19 protein-coding genes are annotated in these 22,207 nt (G+C 31.9%); 18 read left to right on the top strand and 1 reads right to left on the bottom strand.

The annotated features are described in order from the left end of the window. Nucleotides 1–485: 485 nt before the first annotated feature. From MPR_RS10530 to MPR_RS10475, 12 genes are read left to right on the top strand one after another with little or no spacing between them, the layout of a single operon-like run. The gene (locus MPR_RS10530) at nucleotides 486–1,454 is read left to right on the top strand and encodes an SDR family oxidoreductase (RefSeq protein ID WP_041892394.1); all 969 of its coding nucleotides are present in this window, start codon (nucleotides 486–488) and stop codon (nucleotides 1,452–1,454) included. Nucleotides 1,455–1,458: 4 nt separating this feature from the next. Beyond that, nucleotides 1,459–3,291: an acyltransferase family protein gene (locus MPR_RS10525; RefSeq protein ID WP_041892391.1), complete on the top strand. Its 1,833-nt coding sequence runs from the start codon at nucleotides 1,459–1,461 to the stop codon at nucleotides 3,289–3,291. A 35-nt stretch (nucleotides 3,292–3,326) separates the two neighbouring features. Continuing rightward, on the top strand, nucleotides 3,327–4,673 hold the full coding sequence (locus MPR_RS10520) for a nucleotide sugar dehydrogenase (protein WP_041892388.1): 1,347 nt from the start codon (nucleotides 3,327–3,329) through the stop codon (nucleotides 4,671–4,673). 3 nt (nucleotides 4,674–4,676) lie between these two features. Beyond that, nucleotides 4,677–5,921 (top strand): oligosaccharide flippase family protein, encoded by a 1,245-nt coding sequence (locus MPR_RS10515; protein WP_052472715.1) that lies wholly within the window; start codon nucleotides 4,677–4,679, stop codon nucleotides 5,919–5,921. Beyond that, nucleotides 5,918–6,937 carry an ATP-grasp domain-containing protein gene (locus tag MPR_RS10510; protein ID WP_041892386.1) on the top strand — a complete coding sequence of 340 codons (1,020 nt, stop codon included), beginning with the start codon at nucleotides 5,918–5,920 and terminating at the stop codon, nucleotides 6,935–6,937. The genes MPR_RS10515 and MPR_RS10510 overlap by 4 nt, the downstream gene beginning before the upstream one ends. A 16-nt stretch (nucleotides 6,938–6,953) precedes the next feature. Then, nucleotides 6,954–8,177: an EpsG family protein gene (locus MPR_RS10505; protein WP_041892385.1), complete on the top strand. Its 1,224-nt coding sequence runs from the start codon at nucleotides 6,954–6,956 to the stop codon at nucleotides 8,175–8,177. A gap of 3 nt (nucleotides 8,178–8,180) precedes the next feature. After that, nucleotides 8,181–9,275 (top strand): glycosyltransferase family 4 protein, encoded by a 1,095-nt coding sequence (locus MPR_RS10500; RefSeq protein WP_041892382.1) that lies wholly within the window; start codon nucleotides 8,181–8,183, stop codon nucleotides 9,273–9,275. Between the two features lie 3 nt (nucleotides 9,276–9,278). Next, complete coding sequence (locus tag MPR_RS10495; RefSeq protein WP_041892380.1) at nucleotides 9,279–10,277, top strand: glycosyltransferase; 999 nt, start codon at nucleotides 9,279–9,281, stop codon at nucleotides 10,275–10,277. 4 nt (nucleotides 10,278–10,281) lie between these two features. Next, nucleotides 10,282–10,707 carry an acyltransferase gene (locus tag MPR_RS19020; protein ID WP_041892377.1) on the top strand — a complete coding sequence of 142 codons (426 nt, stop codon included), beginning with the start codon at nucleotides 10,282–10,284 and terminating at the stop codon, nucleotides 10,705–10,707. A gap of 3 nt (nucleotides 10,708–10,710) precedes the next feature. Next, a complete protein-coding gene (locus MPR_RS10485; protein WP_041892373.1) occupies nucleotides 10,711–11,316 on the top strand; it encodes a sugar transferase in 606 nt (201 codons plus the stop codon). Next, nucleotides 11,316–12,284 (top strand): ATP-grasp domain-containing protein, encoded by a 969-nt coding sequence (locus MPR_RS10480; protein WP_041892370.1) that lies wholly within the window; start codon nucleotides 11,316–11,318, stop codon nucleotides 12,282–12,284. Before MPR_RS10485 ends, MPR_RS10480 begins: the two co-directional genes overlap by 1 nt. Beyond that, nucleotides 12,274–12,915 carry an HAD family hydrolase gene (locus MPR_RS10475; RefSeq protein ID WP_041895388.1) on the top strand — a complete coding sequence of 214 codons (642 nt, stop codon included), beginning with the start codon at nucleotides 12,274–12,276 and terminating at the stop codon, nucleotides 12,913–12,915. The genes MPR_RS10480 and MPR_RS10475 overlap by 11 nt, the downstream gene beginning before the upstream one ends. Before the next feature lie 41 nt (nucleotides 12,916–12,956). Here MPR_RS10475 and MPR_RS10470 read toward each other — a convergent pair whose 3' ends face one another. Further along, nucleotides 12,957–13,340 (bottom strand): adenylyltransferase/cytidyltransferase family protein, encoded by a 384-nt coding sequence (locus MPR_RS10470; RefSeq protein WP_041892366.1) that lies wholly within the window; start codon nucleotides 13,338–13,340, stop codon nucleotides 12,957–12,959. Between the two features lie 158 nt (nucleotides 13,341–13,498). Between MPR_RS10470 and MPR_RS19055 the strand changes: the two genes are divergently transcribed. From MPR_RS19055 to MPR_RS10440, 6 genes are all read left to right on the top strand, one after another. Beyond that, nucleotides 13,499–13,924: an acyltransferase gene (locus MPR_RS19055; protein WP_052472780.1), complete on the top strand. Its 426-nt coding sequence runs from the start codon at nucleotides 13,499–13,501 to the stop codon at nucleotides 13,922–13,924. Nucleotides 13,925–14,130: 206 nt separating this feature from the next. Further along, on the top strand, nucleotides 14,131–14,583 hold the full coding sequence (tnpA, locus tag MPR_RS10460) for an IS200/IS605 family transposase (protein WP_041892361.1): 453 nt from the start codon (nucleotides 14,131–14,133) through the stop codon (nucleotides 14,581–14,583). A gap of 574 nt (nucleotides 14,584–15,157) precedes the next feature. Then, on the top strand, nucleotides 15,158–16,294 hold the full coding sequence (locus MPR_RS10455) for a DegT/DnrJ/EryC1/StrS family aminotransferase (protein WP_041892359.1): 1,137 nt from the start codon (nucleotides 15,158–15,160) through the stop codon (nucleotides 16,292–16,294). Between the two features lie 532 nt (nucleotides 16,295–16,826). Next, complete coding sequence (nagB, locus tag MPR_RS10450) at nucleotides 16,827–17,627, top strand: glucosamine-6-phosphate deaminase (protein WP_041892355.1); 801 nt, start codon at nucleotides 16,827–16,829, stop codon at nucleotides 17,625–17,627. Nucleotides 17,628–18,002: 375 nt separating this feature from the next. Beyond that, the gene (gene galE / locus MPR_RS10445) at nucleotides 18,003–19,019 is read left to right on the top strand and encodes a UDP-glucose 4-epimerase GalE (protein ID WP_041892354.1); all 1,017 of its coding nucleotides are present in this window, start codon (nucleotides 18,003–18,005) and stop codon (nucleotides 19,017–19,019) included. Nucleotides 19,020–19,641: 622 nt separating this feature from the next. Continuing rightward, on the top strand, nucleotides 19,642–21,681 hold the full coding sequence (locus MPR_RS10440; RefSeq protein WP_041892351.1) for a S8 family serine peptidase: 2,040 nt from the start codon (nucleotides 19,642–19,644) through the stop codon (nucleotides 21,679–21,681). Nucleotides 21,682–22,207 lie beyond the last annotated feature (526 nt).

Genomic DNA, 22,207 nt, shown 5'->3' with positions numbered 1-22,207 from the left:
AGCGTTTTTTTGTATGCAATAGTCTCTTGACTTTTCGTTCCTTTTATTCTCTGATATTAAGATTTACAAGATTAAAGAATTAGTAAGATGTTTGTGCGATTTATATTACCTTCAGGCGGTACACAATGGTAGGAAGGACATTATAAATTCTGGGACAGGAGAAGGAGAGGATATATGCCCTCCAAACAATATCCCAAACCGTGTCATCTCGACGACAGGAGAGATCCCACTCGTAACTCCACAATCAACACCCATTAATACCTGAAAAGGCAAACACAAAAAAAACAAAACAACGAAACCACAAAAAAACTTTTTAACTAACAAAAAAACACTTCTACACAAAAAGTGAATATTTTATTGCACCCCAAAAATTTAAAAGTGTACATTTGTAACTTGCTGTTGAAAATAGAGTCGTTTATTGGCATTTTAAAAGGTTTAATAGCATAAAATATCACTGAAAAAGAACTTATTATAAATTAAAAAACATGACTAAAGTACTGATCACAGGTGGAGCAGGATTCATTGGATCTAATTTGACAGAATATTTTTTAAGTAAAGGATATTTTGTACGTTGTTTAGACAATTTCGCAACTGGGCATAAATATAATATTGAGCCTTTTTTGTCAAATGAAAATTATGAATTAATTGAAGGAGATATCCGTGATTTAGAAACTTGTCATCGTTCAGTAAAAGGGATGGACTATGTATTGCATCAAGCAGCATTAGGTTCTGTACCTCGTTCTGTAAAAGATCCTATTACTTCTAATGATGTAAATGTGACAGGATTCTTAAATATGTTAGTAGCTATGAGAGATGGAGGAGTGAAACGCATGGTATATGCTGCTAGTTCATCTACTTATGGAGATTCAGAAAACTTACCTAAAGTAGAAGACATTATTGGAAAGCCACTTTCTCCTTATGCAGTTACAAAGTATGTAAACGAATTATATGCAGATGTTTTTTCTAGAACTTATGGTATCGAGACAATAGGATTACGTTACTTTAATGTATTTGGTCGTCGCCAAGATCCAAACGGAGCTTATGCTGCTGTTATTCCTTTGTTTGTTAAGCAATTGATGAAACACGAGAGTCCTACTATTAATGGTACAGGAGATTATTCTCGTGACTTTACGTATATCGATAATGTGATTCAGATGAATGAACGTGCAATGCTGACTACTAATCCAGAGGCGGTAAATACAGTGTATAATACAGCAGTAGGAGATAGAACTACCTTAAATTCATTGATTGGTTATTTAAAAGACAACTTAGCAAAGTATGATGCTGAAATAGCTAATATAGAGGAGGTACATGGACCTAATCGTGTAGGAGATATTCCTCATTCACTTGCATCTGTTGATAAAGCTAGAAAATTATTAGGATACGAACCAACTCACACTATTGATACAGGCTTAGCTGAAGCAGTGAACTGGTATTGGGAGAATTTGAAATAAGAATATGGGATTTAGATACGATATACAAGGATTAAGAGCTTTAGCTGTTCTTTTAGTTTTTATTTTTCACTTGAACTCTTCTTGGTTAACAGGAGGATTTGTTGGAGTGGATATTTTCTTTGTAATTTCTGGATTCTTAGTAAGTAGTATTATTTTATATAAAAAAGAAAAAGGAACATTTGGTTTTATTGATTTTTACATAGGAAGAATTAAAAGAATTGTTCCTGTTTTTCTATTGCTTTTAGTTTTTGTAGGAATAGTTGGAGCATGGGTTTACTTAAGTGGAGATATACAGAGCCTTCGTAAGAATATGTTCCATGCTGCTATTTTTAATTCTAATAATTATTTAGCGAGTTTAGATAATTATTTTGGAGCGAGTAGTCAAGAGAATCCTTTATTACATACATGGACTTTGTCTATTGAGATGCAGTTTTATTTTTTATTACCTTTGTTTTTGATATTAGTCAATAGGAAGTATATTGTACCTGTTAGTTTATTTATTATTATAACTTTATTTGGTTATTCTTTCTATAATAGTACTTTTTTGAATAATCAAAGTGCAATGTATTTTTCATTAATAGCACGCATTCCAGAGTTTTTAATAGGAACAGTCTTTGCAATAAAAGCAAAAGAGATTAAAATACTTATAGGTAATAGACAGAGTATAGTGTCGATATTGTCATTGATAGGAATTGTGTTATGTGGAGTATTTTATACTGAGTATTTTAACTTTCCTGGATTATGGGTGATTTTACCTTGTGTATTTACAGGAATTATTTTAATCACTACAGAGTCTAAGGTAAATGCTTTCTTTTCGAATAAGCTATTAGTTCATATAGGAGAGTTATCTTATTCTATTTATTTATGGCATTGGGCTATAATGGCTTTTGTGAGATACTACTTCGTACGTATTGATTTTATGTGGTATGAAGTGTTATTTATTATTGTTTTGACTTATACTCTATCTTGGTTATCATATACTTTTGTGGAAAATATATTTAGAACTTATGATAATAAGAAATTCTTTTTACGATTTGGAGGTATTATTGGTGGTCTAGGAATTGTGGTTTTTGGTATGCCTAGATTAAATAATTATTTGTCTCCAATACCAATGATATATTCTAAACCTACTTTTGGTTTAGATTCTCATGGACCAACATTTTTAGAAATTGGCGTGTATGGAGCATTAGAAGGAAAATCATTTCCTTCAATATGCTTAATTGGAGACAGTCATGCTCTTGCTTATAAGGGATTTTTAGATGAAATAGGAAAAATGAATGATTTCTCTTTTAGTAGTATAACAAATGATAGAGTACCGACTTTTAAAGGTATTAGAAAAGAAGAGTTTCAAACAGAAAGGTTATATGATCAATATAAAAGGTTATCTATAGAAACTGATAGTATTTTAAAGCGTAGTAATTTAATTATTATATGCTCCATTTGGGCTTACGATTTTCCAAGTAATGAAAGCGCATTGGAAAATTTAATAAAAGGATTAAGACATAATCAAAGGGTTCTTTTATTAGGGGATTATCCAGTATTTGATATTAATCCGCTGAGAATTAATAGATCTATAGTTCAAAATAATCATTATGGTGGGAATAGAAAATATATTAGTAAGGAGCAAGAGTATATTAATCAGCTATTAAATAAATACCCAGATAAATTATATAAAATAGAATTCGATTTTAATAAAGACAAGGATCTTCCTTTTATAAATGATACTATAGCCTATTATGATGATGGTCACTGGAATATCTATGGTAGTCGTAAGTTAGGAAGAATACATAGTGAAGAATTTATAGATTTCTTAAAGAAAAACAATATTCAATTTTAATATAGTAGAATAATAATTCCGAAAATTTAAAACAAATGAGTACACAACATAAAATTGCAATTATAGGGTTAGGATATGTAGGATTACCTTTAGCGCGATTGTTTGGGACTAAATTCCCTACAGTAGGTTTTGATATTAACAAAGGACGTATTGCAGAATTAAGAGAAGGAAAAGATAGTACATTAGAAGTGTCTGATGAAGTGCTTCAGTCTGCTTTAGTTGATACTAATCCTGTATTACATGGAGGAGTGAAAGGACTGTTCTGTTCTTATGATATTGGAGATATTACAGACTGTAATGTATATGTAGTAACTGTACCTACACCTGTAGACAAACATAATCGTCCTGATCTGACACCTTTATACAAGTCTTCTGAGACAGTAGGGAAAGTGTTAAAAAAAGGAGATATTGTGATTTATGAATCAACAGTATATCCTGGAGTAACTGAGGAAGAATGTGTACCTGTACTAGAAAGAGTATCAGGATTAAAATTTAATGAAGATTTCTTCTGTGGATATTCACCAGAACGAATTAATCCAGGAGATAAAGAACATACGGTAGAGAAGATATTAAAAGTAACTTCAGGTAGCACGCCGGAGATAGGAGTAGTGGTAAATGATATCTATAAAGCTGTGATAACAGCAGGTACTCATCTGGCTCCAACGATTAAGGTAGCTGAAGCGGCTAAAGTAATTGAGAACTCTCAACGTGATATTAATATTGCTTTTGTGAATGAATTAGCAAAGATTTTTAATTTATTAGATATTGATACACATGCTGTATTAGAAGCAGCAGGTACAAAGTGGAACTTTTTACCGTTTAAACCAGGTTTAGTAGGAGGGCACTGTATTGGGGTAGATCCATACTATTTAGCACAAAAAGCAATGGAAAAAGGGTATCACCCTGAGATTATCTTAGCGGGTCGTCGTCTGAATGACTCTATGGGAGAATATGTAGCTTCTCAAGTAGTGAAAACAATGATTAAAAAAGGTATCAATGTAAGCAAGGCAGATGTGTTAATGTTAGGAGTAACATTTAAAGAGAACTGCCCTGATGTGCGTAATACTAAGATTGTGGATGTAATTGCTGCTTTAGAAGACTATGGAGTGAAAGTAACTACTTATGATCCATGGGCTAATCCAGCAGAAGTAATGCATGAATATGGTGTAATGAGTCATAATACTATTGAGGCTATCCAACCTAAGGAGCAACAAACAGAAGATCACCGCTATCCAGCTAATACTAAGCGTTATGATGCTGTGGTATTGGGTGTAGCTCATAAAGAACTATTAGTATTAGATATTGATAGTTTAAAGAAAGAGGTGTCTGTTGTATATGATGTAAAAGGAGTATTGGAAAGAGAAGTGGATAGTAGATTATAGGCTGTGAGTTTAGTAAAAAAAATAAAACAAAAATTTAGTAGTAAAGATGCAAAAGCTCTTCTAGAGAATTTTATATCCTTATCTGCTTTGCAGTTAATAGGGATGATTTTACCTTTGATTACATTACCATATGTTCTTAGAGTACTAGGATTTGAAAATTATGGAATTGTTGTATTTGCAGCCTCTTTAATTACTTATTTTCAGTCTTTGACAGATTTCAGTTTTAAAATAACCGCTGTTCGGGATGTTGCAATTAATAGAGATGATATTGAACAATTGAATTTTATATATAGTAAAGTTTTGATTGTTAAAGGAGTGTTTTTGTTGTTATCATTAGCTGTAATTGGATTGATAGTATTGTTTTATGCACCGTTTTATCAATATAAAGAGATATATTTTTATTCAAGTTTATTATTAGTAGGTTATGCTTTATTTCCAGAATGGTTTTTTCAAGGAATTGAGCAAATGCGTTATATTACATATTTAAATGTTGGTATAAAATTGTTTTTTACAATTTGTATTTTCATCTTTATACATAGTGAAAATGATTACTGGATTTATCCATTATTACAAAGTGGGGGATTTATAGGGGCAGGATTAGTAGGGCAGTTTATATTAATGTATAAGTATAAATTAAAATTTAAAGTATTACATTTCTCAGTGGTTTGGGAAACGGTAAGAAGTAATTTTCCACTTTTTGTCAATCAATTTGTACCAACATTATATAATAATACCAGTACATTCTTATTAGGGTTAATTGGAGCTAAGAGTTTAGTAGGTATGTATCAAGCCATTCTTACAGTTGTAAATCTTGGAATTACTATTATAGAAATTGTTTCAAGGGTGTTCTTTCCTTTTCTAAATAGAAAAGTAGAGGCGTTTAAAATATATCGAAAATTAGTGTTAAGTATTTATTTGTTTATAATTCTTTTGTTTCTTGTAGGACATAAGTATATTTTTATGTTCTTAAATATTCAACATTCTGAAGCTTTGTTCGTTTTACTAATATTATTAATTGGCGTATTTGGTTATGTACTAGATAATATATTTGGGTTAAATTATTTTATTGTAAAACGTATGGATAAGAGAGTAATGTATAATACAATAATATTTTCGTTGTTTGGGATGGCTATTGCTTATCCATTGATAGTTGGTTATGGGGTTTTAGGATGTGCGATTACCTTGAGTGTTACAAGATTATTGATGGGAGGGAGTTTGTATTGCCAATATTTAAAAGTTAAAGTATGAAAATAGGGATTCATAATAGTGATACAGCGTATAGTAAGCGCTGGATAGTGTACTGTCAGATTAATAAAATTAATTATATAGTAGTTAATGCTTATGCAGATACTATAATACATGATTTGAAAGGATGTGAAGTATTCTTATGGCACCACCACCACAGTGATTATAGAGATGTTAATTTTGCTAAGCAGTTGTTGTTTTCTTTAGAACAAGCAGGAGTTAAAGTTTTCCCTGATTTTAAGACAGGGTGGCATTTTGATGATAAATTAGGACAAAAGTATTTATTTGAAGCTAATAATATTCCTGCTGCTAAAGCTTGGGCGTTCTATGAAAAAACATCTGCTTTAAAATGGGTAGATAATATTTCTTACCCTAAGATTTTTAAACTTCGAGGAGGAGCTGGAAGTTCTAATGTAAAAATGATTAGAGATAAAGGAGAGGCAAAACGCTTTATTAATAAGGCCTTTGGAAAAGGGTTTTCTGGATTCGATTATTGGAGTGTATGTAAAGATAAATTTAAACTTTTTTTTAAAAAAAGAGCTTCTTTAAATGAAGTTCTTAAAATGTTTATACTGAGTTTATTTCCTCGTTTAGGTAAGGCTCATCTATTACCAAGACAAAAAGGATATGTATATTTTCAAGAGTTTATTCCAAATGATGGATATGATATCAGGATTCAGATTACTGGTGATAAGGCTTTAGCTATGGTACGTTATACCCGAGAAGGTGACTTTAGAGCGTCTGGAAGTAATAATTTAACACATGAAACCGAGCTGTTGTCAAGTGAAGTAATAAAGTTTGCATTTGATATTGCAGATCGTTTACAGTTACAATCATGTGCATTGGATTTGGTTAGAGATAATCGTGATAATCAACTGTATGTTATTGAAAATTCCTATTGTTATGGTGTAGACCAGGATGAGTTTGATTATGGGTATTGGACTCGAGATGGTGTATATCATAAAGATAAAAAATTCAATGGTTTAGATTGGATTATCCAAGATTTGTTAGAGAAATAATTGTTAAAAAATATATATGAAAGGTATTAATGTATCTTCTAGGATTTATTTAGAGAGTTTAATATTTTGGATACTAACACCATTGTTATCCTTATTAGTTATTCTATTTAATGTATATAGAAAAGATAAGGTTTCTTTGTTATTATTTTCTTTAGTTATTGGAGCATTCAGTTTTGTATATATTCCTTTGGATAATGATGATAGAGTCCGACATTATGAACGTTTTTATGAGATAAGTGGATTGGATTCATTTAGTGGATTTATGGATTATTTGACAAATAATAATTTACCTGATTCTTTTGTTTATGGAATTATGTATTTATTGAGTTTGTTTACAAATGATCCACGTTCGGTGTTTTTCGTAGCAAGTACCTTAACTACTTATATTTTCTTGTTGTTATATGTTAAAATAAATAAAGAGATATTTAGCTTTTCTAAGTGGGTTTTTTTTATGTGTTTTTGCCTTGTTATTTTTTCATTTAATTATACTTATCTATTTTCAGGATTACGTTTTTATGTAGGAGCTGCATTTGCTTTATTAGGCTGGTATTATCTGTGTTATTGTCAAAAGAAATTTTCTGGTTTTTTGTTTTTATTTTTAGCTGTTTATTCGCATTTTGCTACTTCTTTAGTAGTTGTAAGCTTTATTATACTGTTCTTTACTTTAGGAAAAGTTAACTTTAGAAAAGTTTTTTATGTTTCTTTCTTTTTTACTTTGATACCTAGTGAATTATTGTTTCAATGGATTAGTATGTTGCCATTAGCAGGAAGTTATATTAGTAAGGCAAATGACTATTTAATGTATAATGATATTTTAAGTGAAGCTGCTCAAAATGCAGCCATTTTCAAGTTAATTTTGTTATATAAAAGCTTATGGGTCTATTTTATATTAATGTTTGTTTATATATATCGTAAATCGGATTTTAAAGATAAAGTACTATTAAATTCTTTCTTTGTTATTATTTCGTTGAGAAATGTGTTTTCAAGTTCACCGACAATTTCTCAATATTATGATACCATAGCTTTGTTTTTAAGTGTTTTATTTATGATAAAGTTTTATATGTTTTATATTAATAAGTTGTTTCATTTGTTTGTTTTTTATGTTTTTGGTAATTTTATTTTAGATACTTATAAATATCGTTATAATTTTATTGAATCAAATTTTAAAGTAGAAAATTTGACTAGTGCATCTTTGTTTGGTAGTGATGTAGAGGAACCTTTAAAAACGACTTGGAAATAAGGTATGAAATTATTGTTTTTTATTGATGAATTGGGTTCTGGAGGAGCTCAGCGTCAGATGGTAAATCTTGCTTTAGAATTTAAGGATTTAGGGCATAGTATAACTTTTTTGACTTATCGTAGAAGTGATTTTTACGAAAAAGTTTTAATAGAACGAGATATAGAAGTTATTAATATCCCTGAAGAGGGAGGATATTTTAATAGATTACAGAGATGCAGAAAGATAATAAGAACTGGACAATATGACTCTGTTTTGGCTTTTTTAGAAGGACCATGTTTTATTGCTGAAGTAGCTAGTTTCCCATCTAGAAAATGGAAGTTGGTGGTTGGAGAGCGAAGTGCTAATCCTGCTATTATGACTTCTATTAAACAAAAACTTTATCGTATACTTCATTTTAGAGCAGATCATGTTATTGCTAATTCACAATGTAATATTAACATGGTTTTACAAGTTAATCCTTTTTTAAAAAAGAATAAATGTGGAGTAATTTATAATCTATATGATTTATCTAAGTTTGAAGTCAATGAAGACTATGTTTATAAGAAAGATAATAAGATACACATTGTTATACCTGCTAATTTAAGGTATTGGAAAAATTTAGAGGGATTAGTAGAAGGAGTTAATTTATTGTCAGACTCGGAGAAAAAACAATTAAAAATAGCTTGGTATGGACATGAATTTGAGATAGATGATTCAAAAAAAAAGGCGGTTGAAAAGATAAAGAAATATCAATTGGAAGATGTTTTTACATTCTATCCTCCAACAAAAGAGATTCTACCAATTATGTCAAATGCAGATGCAGTAGGGTTGTTTAGTCATTTTGAAGGCTTGTCTAATACAATTTGTGAGGCAATGGCTTTAGGTAAACCAATTATAACGACTAAGGTTTCAGATAATGAAGTTTTTATTAAGGATAAGGAAACTGGTTTTTTATGCGAATCTAAAGATTTTGACTCCATAGCTAGAGCCTTATCAGCTTTGATTAACTCTGAAGCAACTAAATTATCCGAAATGGGAAGAGAAAATCGACAAATATTTGAAAAATTATTTGATCGTGAAAATATATTACAGAGATATTTAAAACTACTAAATAAATAATTTATGAAATTATCTATTATTGTTCCTGCATATAATGTTGAACTTTATTTAAAGAGATGTATTGATTCAGTTTTTAGACAAGGATTAGAAGATTTTGAGGTACTGATCATAAATGATGGATCAAAGGATAATACATTGAAACTTGCAAAGGAGTTAGAAGAGGAATATTTTCCTTTTATAAAAGTCCTAGATCAAGAGAATAAAGGGTTAAGTGCGGTTAGAAATCGTGGTGTAGAAGTAGCAATAGGAAAATACGTTATATTTTTAGATTCAGATGATTTTTACAACAGTAATTGTTTAAGTACTCTTTTGTGTAATTGCCTAGATAGTGATTTGGATGTATTAGAGTTTGGATATGAATTAAATTTTAATGGGGAAATTAAAGAGGTAATTTTACACGAGAATGAACTAAGGATATTTGAAAAAGAAGAATTTATTGAGACTTATTATTTTACACCTTTTGCTGTTAATAAAATTATCAAAAGAAAATTGTTAACAGATATAGGATTGAAATTTGTGGAAGGTAAATTAATGGAAGATGATTATTTTTCTACAGAACTATATTTAAATTGTAATAAAATAGGAGTTGTTAATCTTGTTGTGTATAATTATTTTCATAATCCAGATTCAATTAGGAAAGTACGAAATAAACTACACGAATTAAAAGTAGTTGAAGATTTGATTTTTTCATTGAATCAACATTGTAGACTTTTTGAAAAAGCAAAAAATATTAAGCTTTCTTCTTTAGCATTAAGAAATCTTCGTGAGCGTAGAGAGTCAATTTATTTTTTTATGATAGTAAGAATGTTGAAACTTGGATTGGATTATGAAGATATACAAGTATATTTTGATCGCGTTGATATAAACAGGATAACAATATTTCCTAATTTATATCGTGGTAGTAAGAAACAAAAAATTATGTATAAGGTTTTAGTGAAAATTTTAAATAATAAATTGTTATTTAAACGTTTAGTGAATAGCAAAATTTTTAGTTATTTGTAAGTATATGATAAGTAAAGTAAGAGAAACTCTTTGGCATATTATATCTGCCTATAAGATTTTTGTAATGAATAAAATCTACGGTATGCATGTTGACCCTAGCGCAAAAGTATCATTTAAAGCTAAATTAGATAAAAGTATAAATCCAAAAGGCATATATATAGGTAAATATAGTAGAGTACTCTATCAATCTGTAATTTTAGCACATGATTATAGTAGAGCTTTAAAAGTAGACACTATTATAAAGAACAATTGTATAATAGGAATCCGTGCTATCATCATGCCAGGAATTACTGTTCATGAACATTCTGTAGTGGCTAGTGGTTCTGTTGTAACAAAAGATGTACCTCCACATTGTATAGTAGCAGGAAATCCGGCTAGAGTTGTAAAAGAGGGAATATCTGTTAGTAATGAAGGGCAAATAATAAGATAAAATATGTACAAAATTTTATTCAAAAGAACCTTTGATTTTTTAGCAGTTTTAATAGGATTAACACTATTAAGTCCTATTTTTATGGTTGTAGTTATAGGATTGTATTTTGCGAATGATGGCAAACCATTCTTTTTTCAAGCACGTCCAGGTAAAGGAGGAAAGATCTTTAAGATAGTAAAATTTAAGACGATGAATGATAAGAGGGATAGTGAAGGTAATTTACTATCTGATGCTGAGCGATTGACTTCTATTGGTGCATTTGTACGTAAGACTTCTTTAGATGAAATACCACAATTAATCAATGTGTTAAAAGGAGATATGAGTCTAATAGGACCTCGTCCATTATTGCCTCAGTATTTAGAGCTTTACAATGCTGAGCAAAAGAGAAGACATGAAGTGAAGCCAGGGATTACCGGATGGGCTCAGGTAAATGGGCGTAATGCTATTTCTTGGGAACGAAAGTTTGAATTGGATGTTTATTATGTTGATCATCTAAGTTTAACATTAGATGTGAAGATTTTCTTTTTGACAATTAAAAAGGTTTTTGTGCGAGAAGGAATTTCTCAAGAGGGTGAAGCAACAATGGAAGTATTTAAAGGAAGTAAGTAATGGATAATATATTAATAACATCAGCAGGACAGAGAGTCTCTCTAGTTAAAGCGTTTCAAAAAGAGTTAAAAAAAATATCAGAATCTAGTAAAGTATATACTGTTGATTTAAATCCTATCTTGGCACCAGCATGTCATGTGTCTGATGGATATAAAAGTGTACCAAGGGTCACAGATTCAAATTATATAGATTCACTATTGAGTATCTGTAAAGAATGGGGAATAAAGTTGATTATTCCAACAATAGATACTGAATTAGCTGTATTATCAGAATATCGACATTTGTTTTCAGCAGAGGGTATTATACCTATTGTAAGTAGTGAAGAGTTTATTCAGGCATGTCGTGATAAACGAATAATAAATGAATTTTTTATTGATAAAGGAGTAGAGATACCAACTCCTATGAATAAAAATGCTTTGACTTTTCCTTTATTTATTAAACCATATGATGGAAGTTTAAGCAAAGATATCTTTTTGATAAATAAGGAGGAAGAATTGACTGAGTATCATTTGACTAATCCAAAACTTATGTTTATGGAATACATTGATACTAAGTTGTATGATGAGTATACAGTAGATTGTTATTATAATAAAAATAATGAGTTATGCTGTGCTGTACCTCGTAAACGTATATTTGTTAGAGCAGGTGAAATTAATAAAGGTGTAACACATAAGAATGAGTTAGTAGGTTTTATTAAAGATAAATTGCAACATATCGATGGGGCTATAGGATGTCTTACAATGCAGTTTTTCTTTAATCAAGATAATAAACGTATTGTTGCAATAGAGATTAATTCGCGTTTTGGTGGAGGTTATCCATTAAGTTATTTGGCTGGTGCTAATTACCCAAAATGGTTGATACAAGAGTATATCTTAAATGAGACTGTAGGTTATACAGATGAATGGGAGAGTAATTTACTTATGTTACGATATGATGCTGAAGTTTTAGTTAATGGTTATGAAGGATAAGAAAGTTGTAGTATTTGACTTAGATGATACTCTTATAAAAGAGATTCATTATTTAGAATCAGCATATAAAGAAATAGCTTCAAAGGTTGATCCTAATAATGCGAGTTTGTTTGATAAAATGTTAGTTCTTTATTATAGAGGAGAAAATGTTTTTAAATGGTTGACTGAGGAGTATTCTACAGCTGAAGTTTCTCAACTTTTAGATTGGTATCGTAATCATCTTCCTACATTGAACTTAGTAGAAGGTGCAAAAGAATTGTTGTCTTATTGTAAAGAACAAAAGTGGATTTTGGGACTCATCACAGATGGCCGTTCAATAACTCAACGGAATAAACTAAAAGCGATAGGTCTAGTTGATTATTTTGATTTGGTTATTGTTTCGGAGGAGTTTGGTAGTATGAAACCAAAATTTGCAAATTTTGAAGTTTTTAATCAGTTTGAAGGAGTCAAATATTACATAGGAGATAATGTAAAGAAAGATTTTATTACTCCAAATAAATTAGGGTGGATTAGTATATGTGTTAAGGATGATGGAAATAATATTCATAAACAAGATTTTTTGGTAGAAGAGAAACTTTTGCCCCAATATAAAGTTGATACTCTCTATAATGTTTTAGAGCTCATAAAGTAATAAAAAAAACTACTATTTTATTAAATAGTAGTTTTTTTTTGTTACCATACTTTTTGAGGTTTTAGATCTCTATGATTAAAGTGGATTTTTATTCCTTTGTTTTTACAATAATCTTTAGCAGTATAATCTTTCGTTTTGTATTCTGATCCAAGAATACGAATGTCTATTTTAAATGAACGTAGAATGTCTTCTAGGTCTTGTTCTGTGTGGTAAGGAATAATTTCGTCAACATATTTACATGCTTTTAAAGTAATGTATCTCTCTACAAGAGAGTATTCTTTGGATAGAAGTATTCCTGTTTCATCTTTGCAAACCGTGTTTAACCCAACGATAAGATAATCACATTGTTTTTTAGCTTCTTCTAGCATTTGAATATATCCAGAATGTAAAAATTCAAAAGCTACGAAAGTAATTCCGACTTTCATATTGAGATTTGATGTTTGATTAACAAAAGTAACTGTTTTTATTTGAATATTAATAGAGTTTTAACTTGCCTAAGAATAAAAGCACTTTCAGTCATTTTGTGTATAGAATTAATATTAGATGTTTTTATTTTGTGTCAGTAATCTATATTTGTATGTATATGGTAAGTAGAATTAGAGAAATCTTATGGTCTATAGTATCTGCCTATCAGATCTTTATGATGAATAAAGTATATGGAATGTATGTTGACAGTAGCGCTAAAATATCATTTAAAGCAAAACTTGATAAAAGTATTAATCCTAAAGGAGTTTTTATAGGTAAGTATAGCATGGTTTTATATCAGGCTGTTATATTAGCACATAATCATGTAAGAGCATTGAAGGTAGATACTGTGATAGAAAATAATTGTATAATCGGCATACGTGCTACCATTATACTAGGTGTTATTGTTTATGAGCATTCTGTAGTAGCTAGTGGTTCTGTTGTGACAAAAGACGTTCCTCCACATTGTATAGTAGCTGGAAATCCAGCTAGAGTTATTAAAGAAGGAAAATCTGTTAGTAATAAAGGACAAATTGTTGTATAATGCGCTGTAGTTCTATTGAATTATACTAGATATCAGTATTGCCTAAGAATAAAAATACCTCTACCCATTTTAAGTATGAAAATTTATACTAGTTGATTTGTATTTTAATCTAAAGAATTCCCCCGAGGCTTGCCTCGAGTTCAGAAGGAAAAAATTGAAAAACAGATGTTTTTTCAAAACACTTTGAAAAAGTGTAACTTAGTTCTATGGATGATGAGCATATTTATAAGAGTCATAACAAGACGTTACTATTGTATCATATAGTATTTCCTATGAAATATAGGCGTAAGGTACTTACAGATGAGTCAGGTCTTAGTTTAGTGAAAGTTTGTGAGGAAATATCAGAGAGATATGAAATAGCATTTTTGGAGATAGGCTATGAATCAGACCATGTTCATTTTTTGATACAGAGTGTGCCAATTTTGTCATTAAGTCAAATAGTACGTACGATAATGAGTATAACAGCCCGTGAAATGTTTCGTATTCACCCAGAAATAAAGCAATTATTATGGGGAGGTAATTTATGGACAAGTGGTTTTTATGCAAATACAGTAGGCTTATATGGGAACAAAGAAGTAATACTAAAATATATAGAAAGTCAAGGTAAATCAGATAAAGATTATCATAAAGTATATTCTGGTCAACTTACTCTGTTCTAACAATACCTCGTGGGCTTGCCCCGAGGTATTTTATTAGGACTTTAAGGGGGTTTTTAATATTGAAGAATATGGGTGTAAAATGTGATAAATGCGGTGAATTAATAGATAATAAAATACTTCTTGAAGTATAACAAAATGCTATACAAAAACAAAAAGAAGTTCCTTATGGTGTTCTGAAACATTTCATAGATAGAGAAGAAAGTAACCTGACTAGAGAATGGGCTATCCGTTTTGTAAAATTAGAAAGTTTAGGAATCATAATCTATTATACTTCTATTCAAAATTGGGATTGGAAGTGGGTTTTAGTTCCTTGTGCTGTAGTTTTTACGTTGTTTAATAGTCGTGGTTTTCGTATGATATATATATTCTGCTTATCTCTCGCTTTAGGATATATTGTTCCTTTCTATTTTTTACCTATTGAAAAAAAGCCAGTGGTGGTATGCTGTATTTATTGTTATTATCTCTTTAGTATTTTATATCTCAGCATTTATAAAAGATAAAAAAATATCTGATATAATGAATTAAAACTTCTTACCTTTATTGACTTAAAACAGAATTAAAACATATCAACATAATGAAATCAAAAATATGGTTATCTTCTCCTCATATGGGGGGACAAGAGCTGAAATATATACACGAGGCTTTTGATACGAACTGGGTTGCTCCACTAGGACCTAATGTAAACGGATTTGAAGAAGACTTAGAGTCTTTCTTAGGAGAAGGTGTGCAGGTAGCAGCTTTAAGTGCTGGTACAGCAGCTCTACACATGGGATTAATTAACCTTGGAGTAGAGGCAGGAGACGAAGTAATCTGTCAAACAATGACGTTTTCTGCATCAGCTAATCCAATCGCATACTTAGGTGCAAAACCAGTATTCGTGGATAGTGAGGCAGATACATGGAATATGTGTCCTGTAGCACTAGAAGAAGCGATTAAGGCACGTACAATAGCAACAGGTAAAAAACCAAAAGCAATCGTTCCAGTACATTTATACGGAATGCCTGCTAAAATGGATGAGATTATGGCTGTGGCTAAGAAATACGAAGTTCCTTTATTAGAAGATGCTGCAGAAGGACTAGGAAGTACGTACAAAGGTCGTCAGTGTGGTACTTTTGGTGAGTTAGCTGCATTGAGCTTCAATGGAAATAAGATTATCACAACTTCGGGTGGGGGAGCTTTAGTATCTCAAACTAAAGAACACAAAGAACACACTGTGTTCTTATCTACTCAAGCTCGTGATAATGCACCTCACTACCAACACTCACATATTGGGTATAACTACCGTATGAGTAATGTCGTAGCGGGGATTGGACGTGGACAAATGGAGGTATTAAATGACCGCATCGCAGCTCGTCGTGCAAATAATCAATTCTACCAAGAGTTGTTTAAAGATATCGCAGGAGTAACGGTATTTGTAGAACCTACTGCTGATTTCTTCTCTAACCATTGGTTGAGCTGTATTACGATCGATGAGGCTATAGCAGGCAAGAATAGAGAGCAATTGCGTTTAACGTTATTAGAAGAGAATATCGAGACTCGTCCACTTTGGAAACCTATGCATATGCAACCTATCTTTGAAAATGCGCCATACTATGGAGGGCAAGTAGCAGAGCATTTATTTGACTGTGGATTGTGTTTACCTTCTGGAAGTAATCTTACAGATGAGGAAAGAGAGCGTATCGCTGTAGCGGTGAAAGCGTTTTTTAAATAGGTGATTTTGTGAAGTCACAGTTTTTGTTTTTTTGTAATTTTGATAGTTGCAGAAAAATAAAACTAAAAGTATATATAAAAGCTATTGTCTTTAGACAATAGCTTTTTTTTGTAAAAGGAACCTTTGGCTAGGGAGTTGTTTACTTCGTTTAGTAGGGATTTTATTGAGTGCAGTGATATACTGCCTCGCCCCCTCTATAGAGGAGAATGTATTGTATGCAGAATAAACGTGATATACATACCTAATACTGTAGGTTTGAAATTTTTAACCCTCTATTCTTCTAGGGGTAGGGGCTTCCTGTTCCAGTTTATTAGGGCATATATTCAGTGTAGTTGTTTTACTCAAAAAAACAAGATATTCGCCCAATGTGATAGACATTACAAGGTATAAATGATTATATTTACAAAATCAAAATTACTCCAAAAGAAGGAAACACCTACACTGAGGTGTTTTTGTTGTTATTATATTTTAGAAGATAACATATCAGAATTGGAGGGAATAAAATTTTTATTGTTGTTAAGGAAAAAGATAGATGAGCGAATTATTTAAAACGCAAGAAATTACATATAACAAAGGGGAGGCTATCAAGGTATACGAGGACAAAGATATTGCTTCGGCTTATGTAGCACAGCGCATCGCGAGAATTATAAAAGAAAAACAAAATAAAGGGGATCGCGCAATTATCGGATTGGCAACGGGATCTACTCCAAAAGGGGTGTACAAAGAGTTAATACGCTTACACAAGGATGAGGGACTAAGTTTTAAAAATGTGACTACCTTTAACCTGGATGAGTATTATCCAATCTTGCCGATAGATGATCAGAGCTATGTGTCGTTTATGAAGAGTAATCTGTTTAACCATATCGATATTGACCCAAAGCATGTACATATCCCAGATGGAACTTTATCGCTAGAGGGGATACAGGCATATTGTGACCTATACGAAAAGAAGATTGTTGACTTTGGAGGGCTTGACTTACAGTTGTTAGGTATTGGTCGTACAGGGCATATCGGATTCAATGAGCCTGGTGCTATACTAGAGTCTAGAACACGTCTGGTAACCTTGAATGATATTACGCGTGAAGATGCAAAGGACGACTTTGGAGGCAAGGATAAAGTACCTACACAGGCAATCACAATGGGAGTACAAACCATCACTCAGGCTAAGGAGGTAATCTTAATGGCACTAAGCCAGCGCAAGGCAGAGATTATAAAAAAGGCATTAGAAGGTGAGATATCTGCTGATATACCTGCTACTTTTTTACAGAGATTATCTCATGTAGAGTATATCTTGGATAATGAAGCAGCATCGCTGTTGTCTAGAACCGAGTAGTTGATATTAGAGAATGAAGTCTGTTTTAAGGAGTTTAAAATTTGAAATTGTTACCCTAGCAGTATAGGGTATATTTATCACGGATTATAAATCTGCGATAACAAAGATTATAGAGAAGCTGTTGTCTTAATACAACAGCTTTTTTCATTTTATTAAGCGATAGTGCGTATTTAGAATAATTTAATAGAGAAAAGGCTATATGTAATTTAATGCCAAGGCACACATTGTTAATTCCTAACTCTTAATTGGAAGTTCCCAGTTTTCTCAAAATAGGTGTTGACTCAAAAAAAAGATAGTTTCGACATTTTGATATTGTTAAAAAAGGTAAAAAGACTATCTTTGATGGTTAAAGAAAAAGATAAACTGTAAAAATAAATGAAAATATTAGTTACTGGAGGATTGGGATTTATAGGATCTCATACCGTAGTAGAATTACAGCAAAAAGGATATGAGGTAGTTATCGTAGATGATTTGTCTAATTCTTCTATCGAGGTACTAGATGGTATCGAGGGGATTACTAAAGTACGCCCTTTGTTTGTGGAGTTGGATTTACGAGATGGAGCTGGAGTAAGTAAACTTTTTGCAGATTATAAGGATATTACAGGAGTGATTCACTTTGCAGCTTCAAAGGCTGTGGGGGAGAGTGTAGAAAAGCCTTTAATGTATTATGAGAATAATATCGTTCCTCTACTGAATCTATTAAAAGAATTAGATAAGAAAGAGAAGAGTCATTTTATCTTTAGTTCTTCATGTACAGTCTATGGGCAAGCGGCTGTAATGCCAATTACAGAAAAGGCTCCATTACAAAAGGCCATGTCTCCTTATGGAAATACTAAGCAAATCGGGGAGGATATTATCACAGATGTGACTCGTGTAAGTAATATAAGCGCAGTATTGTTGCGTTATTTTAATCCGATTGGGGCGCATGCTTCAACTTTAATTGGGGAACTTCCTAATGGAGTTCCTCAGAATTTGATTCCGTTTATTACACAAACCGCTATTGGGTTGCGTCAGGAGTTGTCTGTATTTGGAGATGATTATGATACGCCTGATGGTACTTGTATACGAGACTATATCCATGTGGTGGACTTGGCCAAAGCGCACGTGACAGCACTAGATAGATTGATAAAAGAAGAGAATCTAGATAAGGTAGAGGTATTTAATGTAGGGACTGGAAAAGGATCTTCTGTAATGGAAATTATTCAGGCTTTTGAAAAAGTATCAGGAGTTAAGCTTCCCTACAAGATTGTAGCTAGAAGAGATGGTGATATTACTCAGGCTTATGCTTCTACTAGCAAAGCAAATGAAGTGCTAGGATGGAAGACAGAGTTATCATTAGAAGAGGCCCTAGATAGTGCCTGGAAATGGGAACAGAAGGTGAGCAATCGTTAACTAGTTCGTGTGGATGTAATTCATGCACAGTATAGAACCTAACATTAATAAAAATAGAATAATATTAATACAGCAATAGAGAAGTAAAAAACAATTTATAACAATTTGTCCTTTTACTATCGCTTATAAAAACTCTATTGCTTTTTTTATAAGAGCCCGCCTTTGGTGGGTTTTCTTTTTTAATCCCCTTTTGTGTGTCTACTTACTAGTTCGCGTGGAGTTTAGGTGTAAATCCTTGCTAGCGATTTTTTGTAATATATAAATTGTTTTGGTTAAAAATGAGAATAATTTATATGTGTTTTTTGTCACGTACTTAGGACCGTGATAATAAAAAATAAGCTTTTACAGTTTTCCGTAAAGGATGAATGTTTTCTATTGTTACTGTTGTCAACAGTAAGGTATAGAGGAGCTATCCTTATTAATCACTCTTATATTTATTTTTTATAATCAAAAGATTTCCTCGAGGCTCTGCCTCGGGGTAGTTCATTATCATTAAGGAGATATCCCTTTATAAATATTTGAATTCCTTTATTAGTTTAGAATAGGTATAAATAAAAAGTTAGAATCAGCCTCTTAGATAAGAATAAATTGTTAATTTTAGCCCGTATTAGGTATAGAAACTATGAGAAAAATAATAGTAACAGGTTTTGCATTCTTATGTTTAGGGGTTTATGATAATTATGGGCAGACAATCTCTACTCGTAGTGCAGTAAGGTCAACCTATGATTTAGATAAGGCAACTAGAGAAATTAATGCATATACAACAAAAGCAGCTAAAAATAAACAAGAGGCTTTTTTGGAGGCTGAGAAAAGAAATGTACCCATAAGTGGGGTAAATGCCAGAGGGAATTATTTTGAGCTTAGTGGTATAGATAAAAATGGAATTTTGCTTTATAAGTCTACTTTAAACTATGGTTCTAGACTAACAGCGAGAGTGAATGCTATCCAAAAGGAGGTTGGCGTTAATCAATATCTTGAAGGAGAGGGGATGACAGTTGGGATTATCGACGGACTACCTTTATTAGATACTCATCAAGAGTTTTATACAACAACTTCTAATACGACATCGAGAGTAACCTTAGGAGAGTCTGTACCTACTTTAACTACATATAATGCTAAAGGGTATCAAAAGAGTCGTTTTCACGCGACTCATGTTGGAGCAACGATGGTGGGGCTAGGATATAATAACAAAGCTCAAGGAATCGCTCCTAAAGCAAAACTAGTGAGTTATTCGTGGAATAACGATTATCGCAAGATGGGACAAATGGCCTCTGGTGGGATGTTAGTTAGTAATCATTCTTATGGGTATAACTACTTTGATGATTATGGATATTTAAATGAGCCTAGTTTGATAAGGAATTTTGGGGCTTATTCTGAGCACAGTAGAGAATTTGATAGGGTAGCTTATTTATTTGCTTATTATCAGCCTGTGATAGCAGCAGGGAATGATGGGGAGTATCATTATAATGTCTATGGAGGGGGACAGAAGGAGGACTGTAACTGTGATTTGTTAAACGATTCTTCTGTATCTAAGAATGCTGTAGTAGTAGCTGCTGTAGAACAGGTCGCTCAGTATACTGGGCCTTCTGATGTGGTGCTGGCTAGCTTTAGTAGTCAAGGGCCAACAAATGATTTTAGGATAAAGCCTGATATCTCGGCTAAAGGGGTAGATGTATTATCAGCGGCTTATCGCAATCCAAATCCTCTTTATGGAGCGGCTGAGACGAGTCTATATGCTTATAGTGATGGTACATCAATGGCTGCTCCTGCTGTTAGTGGGGTGTTTACCCTTTGGCAAGAATGGGCTATTCACGCCTCTAGTACTAATATGCCTTTTAAATCGGCGACATTACGCGCGTTGATGGCACATACGGCTGATGAGGCAGGACGCGCTGCGGGGCCTGATCATTTGTTTGGTTGGGGAGTGATTAATGCTAAGGCTGGTGTGGAAGTCATGTTAGCGGCAAAAGATAAGCGTAGTACCTATATCCTGGAGAATGAACTTAGAGAGCAACAAAAATATACTCACGAAATCCAAGTAGGTGAGAAAATGAGTAAGATGGTGGTGACGTTGGCCTGGACAGATGCGCCTGGTGTGGTGAGTTACCAAAACTCAGATGAGAACTATAAAAGAAATAATGGTGACCTTGTAAATGATCTAGATGTAGTGGTTAGAAAAGGCAAGAATACCTATTATCCATGGATGCTAAATAAGGATTTTAATGACCTTAGAGCGATCCAAGGAGTCAATGATGTAGATAATATCGAAAAGATAGAATTATATGATGTGGAGCCTGGAACGTATGTTATCGAAGTTACCCATAAAGGAAAGCTAGAAACTGGTAAACAAGAATATTCTCTAATCAGTACTGTAGGGGAGTTTGACGATCTTCAGGAGAGTAAAGTAGAGACTAAACAAGAGATAAGGTTATGGCCTAATCCTGTGGAGGATCATCTATATGTGTCTTTAGACAAGACATACAATGGCAAGGTAATCGATATGAAGGTGTATGATATAAATGGACGTTTAGTATTAAGTAGTTCTGAGACTGTACAACAAGAAAAAGTGAGTATCAATATGGCAAGTCTTAATTCTAATATCTATGTGGTAGAGGTAAAAGGAGATAATCTCTCTAAAACGGTTCGTATCGCAAAAAGATAAGAAGATAGTTATATATAGTAAAAGCATGAAGGCGAACCTTCGTGCTTTTTTGTTTTTATTTCACTTATTGTAAAAACAACTATTAGTAAGTTAAAGAAGTGTTTTTTTTAAACAATGGATGTCTTTCTTTTGGTAAAATGATTAGAAAAATTGTATGGAAACTCAACTAGGTTGAGTGTTATCAAAATTATTAAAGGTATTCATTCCATTTTAATTTAATATTCTAACGCCTTGTAATAGGTAAGGTAAAGAGTATAAGAACAATTATGAATGATTAGAATGTTATTTTATGAAAATTTAGTTTTTTAATGTGTGTTTGTGTTAAAAAAATTGAAATTAAATGTTTTGTGGTTAATAATGTGGTTTTTTGTTTATAGTTTAGCTTAAATTGTGTTTTGAAGGAACTATTCTTTTTAAAGAAATTATTTTTTATAGATAATTTAGTTCTAGAAGTAGTGAAAAAAAGTATAACAGAATAGTTAATATTTAGTGAATAGTTTTTGAAATATTGCGGTATTTAATTTCA

The organism is Myroides profundi, from assembly GCF_000833025.1.
GTDB classification, from domain to species: Bacteria; Bacteroidota; Bacteroidia; order Flavobacteriales; family Flavobacteriaceae; genus Flavobacterium; species Flavobacterium profundi_A.
This window is presented reverse-complemented; position numbering and strand designations above follow the sequence as displayed.